General features: G+C 39.5%; 8 protein-coding genes. 7 read left to right on the top strand and 1 reads right to left on the bottom strand.

Annotation, left to right across the window (positions count from 1 at the left end; translation table 11 throughout):
* Positions 1-221 precede the first annotated feature (221 nt).
* The 7 genes from A3Q33_RS00315 to A3Q33_RS00285 all read left to right on the top strand — a co-directional run bounded on the left by A3Q33_RS00315 (position 222) and on the right by A3Q33_RS00285 (position 12,933).
* Positions 222-2,174, top strand: coding sequence for an alpha-amylase family glycosyl hydrolase (locus A3Q33_RS00315; RefSeq protein WP_081177891.1), 1,953 nt, complete (start codon positions 222-224; stop codon positions 2,172-2,174).
* Complete coding sequence (locus tag A3Q33_RS00310; RefSeq protein ID WP_081177890.1) at positions 2,174-4,771, top strand: glycoside hydrolase family 31 protein; 2,598 nt, start codon at positions 2,174-2,176, stop codon at positions 4,769-4,771. The genes A3Q33_RS00315 and A3Q33_RS00310 overlap by 1 nt, the downstream gene beginning before the upstream one ends.
* A 274-nt stretch (positions 4,772-5,045) precedes the next feature.
* Positions 5,046-5,393, top strand: a complete 348-nt coding sequence (locus tag A3Q33_RS00305; protein WP_081177889.1) for a hypothetical protein — start codon at positions 5,046-5,048, stop codon at positions 5,391-5,393.
* Between the two features lie 210 nt (positions 5,394-5,603).
* The gene (locus A3Q33_RS00300) at positions 5,604-7,112 is read left to right on the top strand and encodes an efflux RND transporter periplasmic adaptor subunit (RefSeq protein WP_231295746.1); all 1,509 of its coding nucleotides are present in this window, start codon (positions 5,604-5,606) and stop codon (positions 7,110-7,112) included.
* 34 nt (positions 7,113-7,146) lie between these two features.
* Positions 7,147-10,356: an efflux RND transporter permease subunit gene (locus tag A3Q33_RS00295; protein WP_081177888.1), complete on the top strand. Its 3,210-nt coding sequence runs from the start codon at positions 7,147-7,149 to the stop codon at positions 10,354-10,356.
* A 96-nt stretch (positions 10,357-10,452) separates the two neighbouring features.
* The gene (locus A3Q33_RS00290; RefSeq protein WP_081177887.1) at positions 10,453-11,355 is read left to right on the top strand and encodes a cation diffusion facilitator family transporter; all 903 of its coding nucleotides are present in this window, start codon (positions 10,453-10,455) and stop codon (positions 11,353-11,355) included.
* Between the two features lie 138 nt (positions 11,356-11,493).
* Entirely contained in the window at positions 11,494-12,933 is a 1,440-nt protein-coding gene (locus A3Q33_RS00285) for an alanine/glycine:cation symporter family protein (protein WP_081177886.1), read from the top strand.
* A gap of 635 nt (positions 12,934-13,568) precedes the next feature.
* Here the strand turns inward: A3Q33_RS00285 and A3Q33_RS00280 are convergent.
* Entirely contained in the window at positions 13,569-18,113 is a 4,545-nt protein-coding gene (locus A3Q33_RS00280; RefSeq protein ID WP_196798021.1) for a CheR family methyltransferase, read from the bottom strand.
* Positions 18,114-18,166 lie beyond the last annotated feature (53 nt).

Here is an 18,166-nt window from a genome sequence, read left to right as displayed (position 1 = left end):
AATTTGATCACATCAATGCAATTTTGTAAAAGCGCTATCTTTGATACAGCTTTGATATAACTTTTTAGAATTACATGACGGATCAAAAAATAAATGCGTTATGAATTCGTATGCAATTGGCAAGACTACAATTTAATGTGTACTCTCGAAATATTGTCTTTGTTGTTGCCTTCGTCTGAGATTTAAATTTTTTGGGCAACATTTAACGTGTAGGTTATAAAATGCGTCGTTGTATATCAAATTTTGCCCATTCCAGTCTGTTAAAAATTACTACTTCAAGTTTAATACTAGGTGGTTTTTTAGCGGCTTGTTCAGTAGAAAATGGAGAGTCGATGAACTCAATTGATTTGAGTAATACACCGCAAAATGCGGCCAGTACTCAGCACCTTGTTCAAGGGAAACCGGTCGTTTATCAAGTGTTCACCCGTTTATTTGGAAATAAAAATACCACAAATAAACCTTGGGGGACGATAGCAGAAAATGGCGTTGGAAAATTTAGCGACTTTACTGATTCGGCATTGTTGGGCATTAAAGCATTAGGTGTCAGTCATATTTGGTACACCGGCGTTCCACATCATGCCTTGATTGGCGACTATACCGAATTCGGTATAAATAATGACGACCCTGATGTAGTAAAAGGCCGTGCAGGCTCACCTTATTCTGTTAAAGATTACTACAGTGTTAATCCAGATTTAGCCGACAATCCCGCTAAACGCGTAGAAGAGTTTGAAGCCTTAATTGCCAGAACGCATCAGCAGGGCATGAAAGTGATTATCGATATTGTGCCAAATCATATTGCACGAGACTATCAATCTTTAGGAAAGCCCGAAGGTGTGCGTGACTTTGGCGCCGATGATGACAAAACGGTTGAGTTTTCCGCAGATAATGATTTTTATTATGTTGTTGGGCAAGATTTTAAAGTACCTAAGTCGGATGATGGTTATTCACCGCTTGGTGGTGAAAAGCATCCGTTAGCTGATGGCTTATTTAACGAGTCACCTGCGAAGTGGACCGGTAATGGTTCAAGAGCGGCGCAACCTAGCATTAACGACTGGTATGAAACCGTTAAAGTGAACTACGGCGTTAAACCCGACGGCAGTTATACCTTCGCAACGTTACCTGAAGCATACCGTTTTAAAAATTATCAAGCGCATAGTGAGTTTTGGCGTAATAAAAAAGTGCCTAATTCTTGGCTGAAATTTCGCGATATAACCCAGTTTTGGTTAGCAAAAGGCGTTGATGGTTTTCGCTATGATATGGCTGAAATGGTGCCGGTTGAGTTTTGGAGTTATTTAAACTCGGCGATTAAAATGACCAATAAAGATGCGTTTATATTGGCTGAAGTTTACAACCCAAAACAATATAGAAACTACATTCAATTAGGAAAAATGGATTACTTATACGATAAAGTCGATTTTTATGACCGCCTGAAAGATATTATGCAAGGCCATGGTAATACTGGTGATTTAGCTAATATTCAGCAGCGTTACAGTGATATTGAACAACATTTATTACATTTTTTAGAAAATCATGATGAGCAACGTATTGCCAGTCCTGATTTTGCCGGCAGCGCTGAGAAAGCAAAGCCCGCCATGGTGGTTTCAGCGTTAATAAGCCGCTCGCCAACCATGATTTATTTTGGCCAGGAAGTGGGTGAAGATGGTAGTGAAGAAACCGGCTTTGGCGATCCAACGCGTACCACTATTTTTGATTATGCTGGCGTACCTGCACATCAACGCTGGATGAATGGTGGTAAGTTTGACGGTGGTCAATTGACTGAAAGTGAGCAAACCTTACGTGATTTTTATCAGCGCCTAATGACCATTTCAGCCGAAAATAACGCTATGTTAGGCAGTTACCGCAGCTTACATGACAATAATCGCAAAGCGTTAAGCACTTATAATTATCAGCAATTTGCATTTGCTCGTTGGCAAGCACAAGAGAAATTGGTCGTTATCAGTAACTTCGATAGTGAAAATAGCTATCAATATAATTTGCAACTACCGAGCGATTTAGTTAATGACTGGCAGTTACCTACGGGTGAATATCCTTTAATCGACTTACTTTATGGTAGCTCAAATACACTAACGGTTCACCGTGATAACAGTGCAACTATTAAGGTTGATATGTTGCCATTAAGCTCATTTGTTTATCAATTACAGGCAGTTAAATAATGATGCAAAAATATCTTTTTAAAGCAAAAACCGTGATGTTAATGCCGGTTTTATCACTTATTGCTTTGATGTTACTGACCATAAGTTGGCAAGGGGAAGCCCGTGATTATGTCGCTCATCAATTGTCAGGTAATACGCTAGTCATCAACACGGATGATGGCATGGTTGAAATAAATGCGTTGAATCCATCTGCGTTCGAAGTACATTATCAACCGATTGGTTTTAAGCAGTTACCGTCATTTGCTATCGACAAAAACTCTACAAAACAAAATAAATATGACGAGACATTAACGGTTGTAGATTCAAAAAAACAGTTAATGTTGAGCAGTAAAACCTTGGTGGCGATCATCAATAAATCACCGTTTAGTATTCGTTATACTAAGCCTAATGGTGATTATATTGCCGCTGAAGAGCTTGGGTTTTTTACTCAGCAACCTCAGATTGTAGAGCCAAAAGTAGAAGAAATAGATAAAGCAATAATTGACACAAGTACACTTGCCGTTGACAACGAAGTAGTTGAAGTGGCTGATGTAAATGAAACTCAACCGATCGAATTTACCTTAGGGTTTCGTTTTAAATTACAGCCCCAAGAGAAAATTTTAGGTGGTGGCCAACGGGTGTTAGGCATGGATCGTCGTGGTCAAAAAATGCCACTATATAATCGTGCCCATTACGGCTATGAAACAGAGTCAAGCCAAATGTATTATGGTTTGTCTGCCGTTATGTCGAGTAACAAATATATTATTGTTTTTGATAATTCGGCGAACGGTGAGCTTGATATTGCTCACGATGAAGCCGATATTTTGCAGTTTAGTGCCATCGGAGGTCGTACGTCTTATCTTATTATTGCCGGCGATAGCTATCCAAAATTAATTGAAAATTTAGTTGATGTTACTGGCAAGCAACCATTACCCCCGCGTTGGAGTTTAGGTAATATTGCCAGTCGTTTTGGCTATCATAGCGAGCAAGAAGCGCGTGCTGTGGTACAAAAATATCATGATGAAGACTTTCCGCTTGACGCTATCGTATTTGATTTATATTGGTTCGGTCCTGATATAAAAGGGCATATGGGCAATTTAAACTGGGACACAAAAGCGTTTCCAACCCCGGTTGATATGATCAAAGATTTTAAAGCTGAGGGGGTTAATACCATTATGATCACCGAACCCTTTATTTTAACGTCTTCAAGCCAATGGCAAAGTGCGGTTGAAAATAGCGCCTTAATGAAAAATGCACTAGGTCAACCCGAAAAGTTTGACTTCTATTTTGGCAATACCGGCTTAGTCGATGTTTTTGACGAAAAGAGTCAAGACTGGTTTTGGCAATATTATCAACAACTCGCCGAGCAAGGTGTTGCCGGCTGGTGGGGCGACTTAGGTGAACCTGAAGTGCATCCTGCGAATGGCTTGCATAGTCTTGATGGTGCAAATGTTACCGGCGATGAAGTGCATAACGCCTATGGTCATAAATGGGCAGAAATGGTGTTTAAAAGGTTACAAAAATTTCAACCAGAAACACGACCGTTTATCTTAATGCGTTCAGGTTTTATTGGTTCACAACGTTATGGCATGGTGCCGTGGACAGGCGATGTAAGTCGCAGTTGGGGCGGCTTTAAACCACAAGTCGAATTAGCACTACAAATGAGCGTGCTGGGGTTAAGTTATATTCATTCAGATTTAGGCGGCTTTGCCGGTGATGGTCCAATAGATAAAGAACTCTATATCCGTTGGTTACAATATGGTGTTTTTCAACCTGTATATCGTCCACACGCTCAGGAAAATGCCAAACCTGAGCCGATATTTCATGACACCAAAACCAAAGATATTTTACGTGAATACGTAAAGTTACGTTATCAGTTAATGCCATATATTTACTCGTTAAGCATTGAAAATAGTTTAACTGGCATGCCAATTATGCGCCCGATGTTTTTTGAAGATGAAACTAAGCTAAGTATGATTGATGAAAAAGACAGCTACTTTTATGGTGATGCTTTACTGGTAGCACCGGTTACTGAACAAGGTGCGCGTCGTGTTGAGATGAACTTGCCGACAGGTGTTTGGTTTAACTTTTGGAACGATCAACGTTATCTAGGAAATCAAAAAACTACAATAGCGGCACCGCTAAATCAGACGCCTGTTTTAGTACGAGGTGGGGCTTTTATTCCTATGGTTGAAGCGGTGCAATCAACCAAAGACTACAACACTAAAAATTTAACCTTACATTATTACGCTGACGCTTCGGTAAAATCATCTTCTGCTGTAATGTATAACGATGATGGAAAAGATCCGAATTCACTTGCTAACGGTGACTATGAAACACTGACCTTTAATGCTACTCAACAGGATAAAAACTTGTCGATTAACTTACGACAAGCGGGCGATTTCTCAGGAATACCAGCATCGCGCCAAGTAAGTGTAGTGATCCATCATTACGCAAATACACCAGTAAAGATAAAAGTTAATAATAAGGCGATAAAGTTAGTGGCAAATCAACAGCAGTTAACTGATCACACGTTTGCTGCTTGGTATGATAGTAATACTAAGCAACTGAAGATTAAGGCTGATTGGAATAAGACTGTAAATATTGCTATAAATTAAGCAAAACCATGAGTGTTAGTCTTGTTTAATACTCATGGTTTTGGATATGTTACGTGCTTTTTAATACGAATCTATAAAGTTAATTTGTTATAAAGTGTTACTGTTTTTAGCGTATTACAGGCCTGTCGTTAACGTTTAAACAACTTATTTACACTTTAACGTAAATCTAATCAGCGGTTAAACATTCACAGGTTGAAGCACACTAATAATTAACTTACACTGCTGATTCGTTGTTAAGAGAACTAAAGCTGTGTTTAATCGACTGTTAATTATAATGTTTGCTCTTTTGTTTGCTGGTCAAACAATTGCGTCTGCCTTTGATTCACACAGTAGCCACCAAGATACCGACTCAACACAAAATTTTTCTCATCGCAACCTAGATAAATCACACCAATCTCATCAAGAGGGCGCGTTAGCAAGTGTGCTTGATGATGCTGAAGTTGGCGAGCAAGACCCTTTTGATTGTCATCATTGCTGTCATTGTCATGCACCATCGGTTGTTTATATAACCTGTAATATCGCTACAAGCTTTATGCACAAAAGTAATGATAATATATCGACCAGAAAAGTGGCCTTAGTGTCACTTTGGATAACACCCGAACATCGCCCACCCATAGTTTAAAACTTACCTCAAACTTATCTGAACATGCAATGCGCTGCTTTGGATATTTATGCTTTGTTAATCGATTGTGTTTGTTTATTTTAACGATATTGCGCTGAATTACTTGCTTCATGCTACTCAGTATTGCGTGATCTGTTTTAATCAAACAAGCCAATGAATCTCGATTTTCAATCTTAAAAAGTAATCTTAAAAAAAATTAAGAGTATCACTATGAGTAAGTTACACACTAGTAGCCTTAATATGGCTGCACTATTTTTACGCGACTTTTCAAGCGACTTTTTACGTCATTTTTCACAGTCTTTTATATGTTATTTAAATATAAATTCTTTAGCAAAACCCGCTGTTTTGCCACGTAAGTTTACTTTCAGGAGTACTGCGGGTTTATTAGTACCTTTAACCTTAACTATGGTGTTGAGTACCTCAGTAATGGCACGAATAGCCGAGGAAACAACTGAAAAATCACCTGAAAAAGCGGCAATATTATTAGACAGCCATGCCAGTCATGATCATAACGAAAGTAAAGCAACGGAGCAAAAAACGAATAAAACTAAAGCTAATTCACACCAACATGGTGAAGAGGGTGCTGAAGAAGACCATGAAAACGAAGGTGATGAACATGATGCTAGCCAAGGCTTTTCTCAACGCGCTTTACAAAGTTTATCAAGCGATAAAGCACCAGTTGAAGATAATCATCAAGCAGGTGTAAATTTCAGTGCTGAAAAAATGGCCCTTGCCGGTATTGAAGTTGCCGCAATATCAGCAAAAATATTTGCCAGTAATGTTTACGCACCGGGTGAGATTAAAGCCAATGGCTATAAAAGCTATATTGTTTCTCCGCGCACTGAATCTGTTGTAGTTTCTCGCCATGCCACACTAGGGCAACATGTTGAAAAGGGGGATGCTTTAGTTACTCTTTTTAGTGAATCGGTTGCTGAGGCACAAGCGAAATATCGTGTTGCTTACAATGATTGGCAACGAAATAAAAAACTCGGCAAAGAAACCGTTAGTGAAAGCCAATTATTAAGCGCAGAAACTGATTATATTTCTGCCTACAGCCGTTTGAAAGCCTTTGGTTTAACTGAAACCGCTATTGCACAAGTGGTTAAAGGTAACTTATTAAATGCTTATGTAGAGGAGCTTGGCGAATACACCTTAATTGCACAGCGAGCAGGCGCGGTACTCAGCGATGATTTCTCACAAGGTCAGAGGGTTTCAGCAGGTGACGCCATTATGGTGTTAGCAGATGAAAGTGAACTTTGGGTTGAAGCCCGCGTATCGCCAAATAAGCAATTGAATTTACCCAAAGGCACGCAAGCAGTTATTGAAATTTCCGATCAATATTTTGTCGCCACTGTTATTCAAGAGGCGCATACCATCGACCCAAAAACGCGCACGCGTATCGTACGTTTAGCCGTTAAAAATGATCATGATCGACTGCATCCTGGCATGTTCGTCAATGTAAATTTTAGTTTTGAAACTAAAGCGAAAGTCATGGCTGTGCCTGAATCAGCACTTATGCGTTCAAGTGACGGCGACTGGACAGTATTTGTTGAAGATCATCCTGGAGAGTTTGCCGCAGTTGAAGTCTCATTAGGTCGTTCATTAGGGCGTTTTAGAGAAATTTTTGGCCTAGCGCCGCAAACTCGTATTGTGACAAAAGGTGCATTTTTTGTCGCCTCTGAAATGGCTAAAGGCGGCTTCGACCCGCATAACCATTAACTCATTAATAGCGAAGAAGTAGGAGCAGAATATTATGTTTAATAAAATGATAGATTTTTCTGTCAATAATCGCCTATTGGTGATCTTGATGTTAGTGGCAACTTTGATTGGTTCAGTGTTTATTATTCCAAAATTAAACTTGGATGCTTTCCCTGATGTTACCAATGTACAAGTGGCGGTAAATACTGAAGCACCCGGCTTAGCGGCAGAGGAAGTAGAGCAACTTATTACTTACCCTATTGAAGCGGTAATGTATGCCATGCCGGATGTTGAGCAAGTACGCTCAATTTCAAAAACCGGTTTGTCGGGTGTTACCGTGGTTTTTAAGGAAGGCACAGATATTTACTTTGCCCGCCAATTAGTTTTTGAGCGCTTACAAGCGGCAAAAGAATTGATACCACAAGGTGTAGGTACACCAGAAATGGGACCAAATACCTCAGGATTAGGGCAAGTATTTCAGTATTTACTTATTGCTGATAAAGATGCCGGTTATGACGCGATGGCGCTGCGAAGCCTTAACGATTGGATTGTTAAGTTATTGCTGATGCCGGTAGATGGTGTGACTGACGTATTATCGTTTGGCGGAAATGTTCGTCAATACCAAGTGAATATTGAGCCGAGTAAATTACTCTCTTATGAGCTTAGCCAAAGCGATATTGTTAGCGCACTAGAAAATAACAATAGCAATGTCGGTGGTTGGTACATGAACCGGGGACAAGAGCAATTAGTGGTGCGCGGAACTGGTTGGTTTAGTGGTGGTGAAGCGGGTTTAACTGATATTCAGCAAGTACCAGTTAAAATAGTTGATGGCACGGTAATTACAGTTGCGGATGTTGCCACTGTTGAGCTTGGCAGTGAAATTCGCCAAGGTGCGGCTACCATGACTAGACGTAGCAAAAATGGTGATATTGAAAGCCTAGGTGAAGTGGTTTCGGGCATTGTACTTAAGCGTATGGGCGCAAATACAAAATCAACCATTGATGGAATTAATGCGCGCTTACCCTTAATTGAGCAAGCATTGCCAAAAGGTGTGCGTTTTGAAGCATTTTACGATCAGTCTGACTTAATAGTGAAAGCGGTTAATACCGTGGTTGAATCGCTTATTCTTGCGTTTATTTTTATCGCCATTGTACTTGCTTTGTTTTTAATGAACTTACGTGCCACCTTTCTAGTCTTAATCTCTATTCCTATTTCCATCGCGATCACGCTAATGATTATGTCGTACTTGGGCTTATCGGCAAATTTAATGTCTCTAGGCGGCATTGCAGTCGCAATAGGTATGTTGGTTGATGGTTCAGTAGTGATGGTTGAAAACATGTTTAGGCATCTAAATCGCCCTGATGAAGCACATTTTAGTAGCGCGATTTCCCGTAATGAGAGTAAGTTTACTGACAATGACCCACATGATGTGGTGCATGATGACAGTAGCGGAATACCTTTAAGATTAAAACAAGCAGGTAAAGAGGTTGCTCGGCCAATATTTTTTGCAGCGTCAATTATTTTAGTGGTATTTATGCCGTTATTTAGCTTTGAGGGCGTGGAAGCTAAATTATTTCAACCGATGGCGATAAGTATAATTTTAGCGGTTATTTCGGCTATTTTTGTCGCTTTAATTGTTGTGCCTGCTCTGGCTACTTATATGTTTAAAAACGGTGTTAAAGAGCGTGAAAGTATTATTTTACGTCCACTTGAACGCTGGTATCGCAAAAGTTTAGCTATCGCGATGCAGCAGACCAAAGTGGTGATTGGTATCTCATTGATATTGCTGTTTAGTGCTATGGCTTTAGTGCCTAAAATAGGCACCGAGTTTGTACCAGAATTAGAAGAGGGGACAATTAATCTGCGCGCTACATTAGCCCCGTCTTCAAGTTTAGCCACCGCGTTACAAGTAGCACCTATATTAGAGGAAAAGTTAATGGATTTTCCTGAGGTCGAGTACGCGCTGAGCCGCATGGGACGAGCAGAAATCGGCGGTGATCCAGAACCCGTAAACAACATCGAAATCTATATAGGTTTGAAACCGGTTAGTCAGTGGACGAGTGCGAGTGACCGTTACGAACTACAACGCCTAATGGCAATAGAGTTAGAACAGTTTCCAGGATTATTGCTTAATTTCTCACAACCTATTGCTACCCGTGTCGATGAATTATTGTCGGGTGTAAAAGCGCAATTAGCGATTAAACTATTTGGGCCTGACTTAACCATTCTTGCGTTGAAAGGCCAGGAGATTGAAACAGCTATTAAATCGGTAGAGGGGGCTCGCGATGTTGCTATGGAGCAAATTGTTGGTGAAGCGCAGTTAGTGATAAAGCCAAATAGGCAACAGCTGTCTCGCTTTGGCTTCTCTGTTGGCGATGTTATGTCATTGGTGCAAAATGGTATTGGCGGCATCACTGCTGGCCAAGTTATTAATGGCAACGAACGTTATGATATTTATGTGCGTTTACAAGAGAAAAGTCGGAATAGCCGCGATGCTATTGCGGAGCTGCGTCTACAATCGCCTACTGGTGCTTGGGTGCGTTTGGGCGACATTGCTGATATTTCGCTTGAATCTGGTCCACCACAAGTACGTCGAGATGATGTGCAACGCCGTGTGGTTATTCAAGCCAATGTGCAAGACCGAGATATGGGTAGTGTTGTAGCTGATATTCGTGCGGTTATTGCCGCCAATGTTGATTTACCCGCCGGCTATTCTGTCGCTATTGGTGGTCAATTTGAAAATCAGCAGCGCGCGCAGGCTAGACTCGCTATAGTGTTACCTGTGTCGTTAGGCTTAATTGCCTTACTGCTATATTTTGCTTTTGGCTCAATAGGGCAAGCCATGCTCATTTTGGTGAATGTGCCATTAGCTATTATAGGTGGTGTGTTCTCATTATATCTTTCAGGACAATATTTATCAGTACCAAGTTCAGTGGGTTTTATTACCTTGTTTGGTGTGGCGGTATTAAATGGTGTGGTAATGGTGGAAAGTATCAACCAACGAATTCAAGACGGCTCAGTAGTCTCAAAAGCCGTATTTGAAGGGGCGACTTCTCGATTACGGCCAGTACTGATGACGGCGATAACCTCTGCGTTAGGGTTAATTCCTATGTTAATGTCTAATGGCGTAGGTGCAGAAATACAACGGCCTTTAGCTAGCGTTATTGTTGGTGGGCTAGTAACGGCAACGTTGCTAACATTATTTGTATTACCGGTACTTTTTAGTTGGTTTTCGAAGGCTAAAGTAGCGGAGTTACAACGTTAAATTAGCGAATGAAAGCTAGCGTATCGTGATGTATGAATAAGCTCGAGCACGGTTTATTCATGCTTTTTTTATTATTAATAATACCAAGAGGTAACTATGTCTGGTAATAACTCTACATCTCATAGCCACTCACATAGCCATACGGGCAACGGGAAATTGACTATTGCCGTATTGATTAATATTTTACTCACCATTGTGCAAATTATTGGTGGTGTGCTGTCGGGTAGTTTATCTTTGATCGCCGACGCCTTACATAACTTAAGTGATGCAGGCGCTATTTTAATTGCTATTTTCGCTCGCAAAATTTCTGCGAAGAAAGCCGATGAAAAGATGACATTTGGTTATCAAAGAGCCGAAATTATAGGTACGCTGATCAATAGTATTACGCTTATTATTGTTGGCCTTTATCTAATTTATGAAGCGATAAGTAAATACTTTAATCCAACTGAAATTAATGGTTGGATAGTGATTTATATCGCTGGTATTGCTTTGGTTATTGATATTGCTACGGCGGTATTAACTTATATGTCAGGCGCAAAAAGTAGCATGAACTTGCGTGCTGCGTTTATTCATAATGTCTCTGATGCTATGGCGTCTGTCGCGGTGATTATCGCCGGCGTTTTGATTATATTTTATCAGTGGTATGTTGTAGATGTAATTGCGACGGTAGTCATTTCAATCTATGTGCTTTATCACGGTGGATTATTAGCACTTGAAAGTATTAAAATACTGATGCAAGCGGTACCTGAAAAATGTGAGATAACTGAACTTAAGGCGGATATTGAATCAAGAGCTGGTGTTAGTGCCGCAATAGATATTCATGTTTGGCAACTCGATGAACATAAATTATTTTTAGAATGTAAGCTAGAGCCTTTAAAAAACAATACCAAGATAGATTTAGTTGAGATTAAAAGTATGTTAGCAAGTGAGTATGGTATTAAACATTCGACAATTGAAGTTAACCAATCAGGTAAAATGGTAGATTCTACTTGTTATTAAAGTGTATTTTTTGATACCGCTAATAATTTCTCTTAAATTTTGCTAAGGTAAGATTTCTTTCTTAAATTTTGTCAATAAATCAATTGATTGCTTTACTATAATCGCATGTAACAGCATGGGTAATGAGGATCTGTAATAATGAATTTCGAACAAATTGTATCGAGTATTAACAATGTTTTATGGGGCGAAGGACAAGTGCTCATTTATGTGTTGTTATTCGCAGGTTTTTGGTTTTCTTATAAGCTTAAATTTGTTCAAATCCTCAACTTTCGTCACATGTTTTCTGTTATAAAATATAGTAGCAAGAACGATGAAAACTCTACTGACAGTTCAGGTATTAGTTCGCTACAAGCACTTTTTATCGGTTTGTCTGCTCGGGTAGGTACTGGTAATTTAGCCGGTGTTGCTGTTGCCATATCACTCGGTGGCAGCGGGGCGATATTTTGGATGTGGGTTATTGCGTTGCTCGGCATGGCAACCGGTTTTGCAGAAAGTGTTTTAGGGCAACTCTATAAAGTTAGCGATGACCATAAAGAATATCGTGGTGGGCCAGCGTACTATATTCAAAAAGGCTTAAACCAACGTTGGTTAGCCATATTATTTTCGTTGTGCTTATTTTTAGGTTATGGCTTTAGTTTTAGTGCCATGCAAGCTAATACCATTGCAGATTCTTTAAATCATGCGTTTAATATTCCTAGTCTGTATTCTGGAATGGTTATCACTATTCTTGCTGGCGCTATTGTGCTCGGTGGCTTAAAGCGTATTGCCCGATTTGCCGAGCTTATTGTGCCTTTTATGGGCATTGCTTTTATTTTGGTGGCGGTAAGTATCACCTTAATGAACTTTAGCGCTGTGCCTGCAATGTTATACGACATTATTACCTCAGCTTTCGGCTTACAAGAGGCTGGCGCTGGTATGTTAGGCGCTGCAATTAAAAATGGTATTCAGCGTGGCTTATACTCTAATGAGGCGGGTGCGGGTAGTGTGCCACATGCCGCAGCGAGTGCTAGACCTGTGCCTAATCATCCGGTTACTCAAGGCTATGTGCAGATGTTAGGCGTTTTTCTTGACACTATGGTGCTATGTACTTGTACCGCGTTTATTATTTTACTGGCTGATATAAATATTAGTGGTGAAATGGAAGGCATTCGTTTAACACAAAGCGCGATTACCCATCATTTAGGTGAAAATGGGGTTTACTTTGTTTCTGCGGCGATTAGTTTATTTGCCTTTACATCTGTGGTAGCAAATTATGCTTATGCGGAAAGTAATTTACATTTTTTCAAACTCGACAATAAAGTCGGTCGAACTATCTACACGTCGATGTATTTGGCGATGGTGTTTTGGGGCTCAAGTGCTAGTTTAAAACAAGTTTGGAGTATGGCCGATGTAGCTTTAGGGTTGATGACTTTAGTGAACGTTATCGCCATTGTGCAACTTACGCCGACGATAGTGGCATTAACTAAAGATTATAATGCCAAACGAAAAATTAAAAATGTTAGTGATGCTGATATGGAATTTAAAGAAGCTGATATTGAATTTCAAGGTAAAGTGGAGCCCGGTATTTGGCATAAATAGCTTGTTAATAATTAAGAGATAATACTGTCATTTAAGAGAATAAGCTTATGCTGCAGTGTCGGGAAGTTACTCATAAAACTTGTCTTTATCATGTTTTCATAAAGAATAATGCTGATAAAATATTTTGATAAACTATACATTATTATCAGTTTTTGGGGCTATAAAGAACAAGGAGTGACTTAAAATACTTTAACTCTTACTATACTAATACTAATACTAATACTAATCGTGATAGTAGTGGCTGACGGCACTTAATTTGATAGGGAAAACTAGAGCACAACTGCGATAGTGATTGGCGAAAAATCTGGATAGGAAAGCTTGATCACTAATCAGTAGATGCTTAGACCAGAAAGGGTTAACTCTTGGGCTTATCACAAATTTAGAAAAACGCTGATAAAAATTGCAATCTCAGCGTAATGCCACTGTCATAATTAATGCGAGTAATCAGTTCCTGAGTGCTATTAATAAATCATCGTTAGGTTTGTCTATCAGATCTTTAGTAACGTTCTGTCGATCAGATTTAATAAGTTTTTATCCATTTTTTCGCGTAATAAAGCTAGCAATGCTGAGCCATTAAGAAAACTCCTTCAAAGCCAACTCAGTGTAAGCTAATAAAATATATTTAATGGGTTATTCTAAACTGAATGCTCATTCAATATTTGCAGAAGATAATCGATATTTGCAGGTTTTGTTAAGTGAAAATCAAAACCTGCTTGTTTAGAACTTTCCTTAGCCTCTTTATGGCCAAACCCTGTTAAGGCAATACTTAGCATAGGTGTTGGCGATTCAAGCTTAATGGCTTTGAGCAAATCGTAACCAGTCATGTCGGGAAGGCCTATATCTAAAATTAATACGTCTGGGGTAAAGGTTTTGAAATCTGCTATGGCTGCATTGCCTGTGTGGCAGGTGTGCACTTGGAAACCTTTCATGCTCAATATGAGCGATAATCCATAAGCAGCATCTTCATTATCGTCGACTAGCAGAATATTGTGTTTACTTACTTCAGAAATAACCACATCTTTATTTTTCGCCAATACTTTATTATCATAAAAAGTTGAATGAATTTTTATGATTGGCATTCTTAGCGTAAATGTGGTCCCTGCATTAGGCCCTTCGCTCTTTATTGTTACGGTACCGTCGTGCAGGGCCACAAATTGCTTAACCAGAGATAAGCCTATCCCCATACCTGGATTAGAGATTGAATTACTTTGTTTTAACTGCTGAAAAGGTTCAAATATCTGATTCTTATATTGCATGTCGATGCCTATCCCTGAGTCTTTTACTGTGACTTCTAAGTGGTCAGAAACCTGCATCAACTCAATCATGATACTACCGCCTTTTGGCGTAAATTTGTGTGCATTGCTAATAATATTACTAATGGCTTGCTGTAATCGTGTTTTATCAGCTGACGTAATAATGTCCGGGGTGGGGAGCTTAAGCGAGATATTCTGTTCTTTTTGCTCACATTGGAGTAAAAAGCTTTGGTAGATATCTGACACTAGATCATTAAAGTTGATTGTTTGCTTTTTCAACTGGATTTTGCCTCGAGAGACACGGGTTAAATCAAGCAAATCATCAAGTAACAATGAAACAATATTGACATTGTTTTGGATCATACTGACTGCGCGGTCAAGTTGCTGCTTATCGCGCTCTATTATTTGGACGCCACTGGCAATTGCCGCAAGCGGATTGCGTATTTCATGGCCAAGTGTCGCTAAAAATTCGTTTTGCTTTTCATTGGTGCCTTGTAGCTGACTTACTGCTGCTGTTAAAGTTCTTTCAAGTTCCATTTTTTCGGTAATATCTATTACCATACCAATCATCTTGTAGGCTTGGCCTTGGTCGAAAATCACTTGTCCCGTGGCCTCTAACCACGTAATGTGTTTAGATTTTTTATTGATGACCCGATACGTTGCCATATAATGGCCATCGCTGTTCGGTTCGCTAGCTGCTTCTATTGCTTTGTTGATCTGGTCAAAATCATCGGGATGTATCCCTTGTTTAAAGTCTTCAAAGGTAACTAGAGGACTGTCAAATCCCCATATATCGAGTAATAGCTGATCCCAGGATAATTCACCGGTTTCCAGGATGAATTCAAACGAGCCCATTCTGTTAGAGTCTTTAGCAATTCTTAAGCGTTTCTCGCTTTCTTTAAGTTTATTCTCTATTGCCGTTCTATGTAGTGCCACCGATAGGATGTTTGCTGCTGATACTAAGAAGTTAGAATCGTCTTGAGTAAATGAACGGCGATTGAGCGTGTGTACAGTTAAAACTCCCCAGGGCTGGTCGCCGTTCTCTATCAAACAACTCATGCCGCTCACTACTTTATGGTCGGTTAGTAGCGCCGAGCCAGAAAAACGTTGCTCTAACGCTAACTCATCAACTATGACAGGCGCTCTGCTATTTAGCGTAAATCCTGCTTGTGAAGTAATATTTGCTTCTACTGTTGCTTTACCTATTAAACCTTTGTCCCAACCAACCCCAGCTTTCAAGAGTAAAAGGTTGTCATTTGGAAAATATTCTAGCACCTTACTTAAGTCTGCGTTCAAGGTGTACGCAACTTCGCGCACAAGCTGATCCATCAAGTTTTCCATGTTATCAGCACTTAAGGCCTTTAAACCTAAGGTGGCAATCACAGCATGTTGTTTACCGCTAGCCTCTAAACTATTTACTGCATTCTTCAAATGCGTAATTTCGTGAAATGTTAATACCACACCATCTATACGGCGATCCTCGGTCATATATGGCAGTATTTTTTGTAAAAACCATCGGCCATCCACCGCTATTTCTTTTTCACTAGATTCGAGACTTTCTAAGACTAATTTAGCTTGAACAAATGTTTGCGTATCGATAAATGGACGAGATATTTCATTCAAAGATCTGTTTATATCTTGCGAGCCTATACGTAATAATCGCTCTGCAGCAGGAGTAAAACGCTTTATTTTCAATTCATTAGAAAGAAATACCGTGGCTAAATTGGTGCTTGATAAAAAGTTTTTAATGTCGTCGTGAGTAGTTGATAATTCATATATTTTATCTTTAAGCTGAGCATTTACAGTGGTCAACTCTTCGTTGAGCGAGCGTAATTCTTCAGTGCTTGCTTCAAGTTCTTCATTAGATGACTGTAATTCTTCATTGGTTGATAGTGCTTCTTCATGGGCAGCCTTGAGTTCTTCAGTACTCGTTTCTAATTCCTCTGTGGTATTTTGTAACTCTTCTCTGGTTTCTAGTAGCTCTTTCTCCATGGCGTCAACCATGGTTTCTTGATCATGAGATTGAATCAATTCTTGTGTTGATATACATGATAGCTTGTCAATTTTAATTTCTTCAAAAGTTATAACAAGTGCAGAAATAGCGCCATCCGACTCTACAATTGGGCTAATTTTAGACTTAAATGTTTTTTTGCTAATATCTTTGGGTTTGTAAAGTCTCGGTGGATTTACAACCACGGACTCTCCTGTTTTTCTCGCCTTATAAATACTACTTCTTATACGGGTCCGTAGCTCAGGATCTAACATATTGAAAAAATTAAGTTCAGGGCTTCCCATAGGGAATTTTAAAAAAGGGTCAAGATTGCCATGAAAATAAACAACCCTATTACTTTCATCCACCAAAACAGAAGGGTTTAATGCTGCAAGCAGTGAAAATTTGGCTTTATCCGTTGAATTCAAAGTGTATCCTTGTTGGCGTCGACTATTTGATGATTTTATACTCTTATTAAAAAAGCTAGGTAAAGCCGCTACTTGATTGCTACTACTGTCACGCTCTTTACGACTGAAAATTCGCCATTTTTGCGAGATAGGCTTAAATAGTTTCTTTTGCTCTCCTAGGCTTTCTGAACTGCCTAAAAATAAAAACCCGTCTGGCAGAAGTGAAAAATAAAAGGATTGTAATACTTTTTGCTGAACCGATGTGCGAAAGTAAATCAGTAGATTGCGGCAACTGACCAAATGCATTTTTGAAAATGGTGGATCGGTATAAACATTTTGATGAGCAAACGAAATACAGTCCCTTAAAACTGAGCGAACGCCATAATAGCCGTCATCTTGCAATGTAAAATAGCTGCTAAGGTATTCACTCGGCAATTCAGAAATAATGCTGTCAGAATAAACCCCTTTACGCGCAATACGTATTGCTTCTTCATCAACATCAGTCGCAAAAATTTTAAGGCGAAGGTGTTTTTCTGATAATTGTATTTGCTCGATAAACAATATCGCCATTGTGTAGGCTTCTTCACCAGTGGCACAGCCTGCAACCCAAACTCTTATGTCGCTACCGTCTTGTGCTTCTGCAACAATATTTTGTATCACTTTTTCATTAATAAGCTCAAAAGCCGGTTTATCTCTAAAAAAATCAGTTACATTAATAAGCAAATCCCGCATTAAAAACTGACGTTCGTCTTTGCTCTCACGTAATAGCTTAATATAATCTTTTTGGTGCGAATTTGATGTCAGGCTCATACGTCGAAACAGCCTGCGCTGTACCGTACTTTGCTTGTATTGGTCTAATAGGAAATTTTCTTGGGTTTTTAACAGTGAGCTGATACTTCTAAGCGTATCTTCATTCTCATCGTTGTTTTTACCGTCACTTAAACTATGGTAAGGATGGGCTGCATATTCTAACAAGAGCGCATAAATGTTCTCTACATCCATAACTTGATCTACCACGCCAGCATCTATTGCATTACGAGGCATACTGGGATATTCAGCTTGTTTTGGTGACTGTACTACCGATAACCCCCCTGCAGCTTTGAGCGCTCTTAGTCCTGCCGTGCCGTCACAGCCAGAGCCTGAAAGCACTAGGCCAACTGCTTTGGTTTTATAGGCATCAGACATAGATCTAAACAGGTGGTCAATGGCTAGTCTAGAACCTCTTTGGTGTTGTGGCTTAGTAATTATTATCGTTTGATCAACAACTTCAATATAAGCATTCGGGGGGATTAAATAACCCATACCGGCTTCAATCGTTTGATTATGTTCTGCCTGACAAAAAGAAAAAAGTGTCTGGCGAGCCAAAATATCCGCCATCATGCTTTTGTGGTTAGGATCTAGGTGCTGAACCACTATAAAGGCGATAGGCGCATTTTCAGGTACTGTTGTGAAAAAACGCTTAAGAGCGTCTAAACCACCTGCAGAGGCGCCAACACCAACAATTAATAAGGGAGAAAACTTGCTATTCATTTCAATATAATCCTTCAAATTCCATCTACATGGATTTAAGTAGAAAGTAACTA

Source organism: Colwellia sp. PAMC 21821 (assembly GCF_002077175.1).
In the GTDB taxonomy this organism is placed as follows: Bacteria; Pseudomonadota; Gammaproteobacteria; order Enterobacterales; family Alteromonadaceae; genus Cognaticolwellia.
Note: the sequence above shows the minus strand (reverse complement) of the source record. Positions and strands in the feature narration are given on the sequence as shown.

Bases quoted from the DNA above. Each gene is read 5' to 3' on its own strand.
- A3Q33_RS00285 (WP_081177886.1), top strand. From the start codon at position 11,494: ATGAATTTCGAACAAATTGTATCGAGTATTAACAATGTTTTATGGGGC.
- A3Q33_RS00280 (WP_196798021.1), bottom strand. From the start codon at position 18,113: ATGAATAGCAAGTTTTCTCCCTTATTAATTGTTGGTGTTGGCGCCTCT.
- A3Q33_RS00305 (WP_081177889.1), top strand. From the start codon at position 5,046: ATGTTTGCTCTTTTGTTTGCTGGTCAAACAATTGCGTCTGCCTTTGAT.
- A3Q33_RS00310 (WP_081177890.1), top strand. From the start codon at position 2,174: ATGATGCAAAAATATCTTTTTAAAGCAAAAACCGTGATGTTAATGCCG.
- A3Q33_RS00315 (WP_081177891.1), top strand. From the start codon at position 222: ATGCGTCGTTGTATATCAAATTTTGCCCATTCCAGTCTGTTAAAAATT.
- A3Q33_RS00300 (WP_231295746.1), top strand. From the start codon at position 5,604: ATGAGTAAGTTACACACTAGTAGCCTTAATATGGCTGCACTATTTTTA.
- A3Q33_RS00295 (WP_081177888.1), top strand. From the start codon at position 7,147: ATGTTTAATAAAATGATAGATTTTTCTGTCAATAATCGCCTATTGGTG.
- A3Q33_RS00290 (WP_081177887.1), top strand. From the start codon at position 10,453: ATGTCTGGTAATAACTCTACATCTCATAGCCACTCACATAGCCATACG.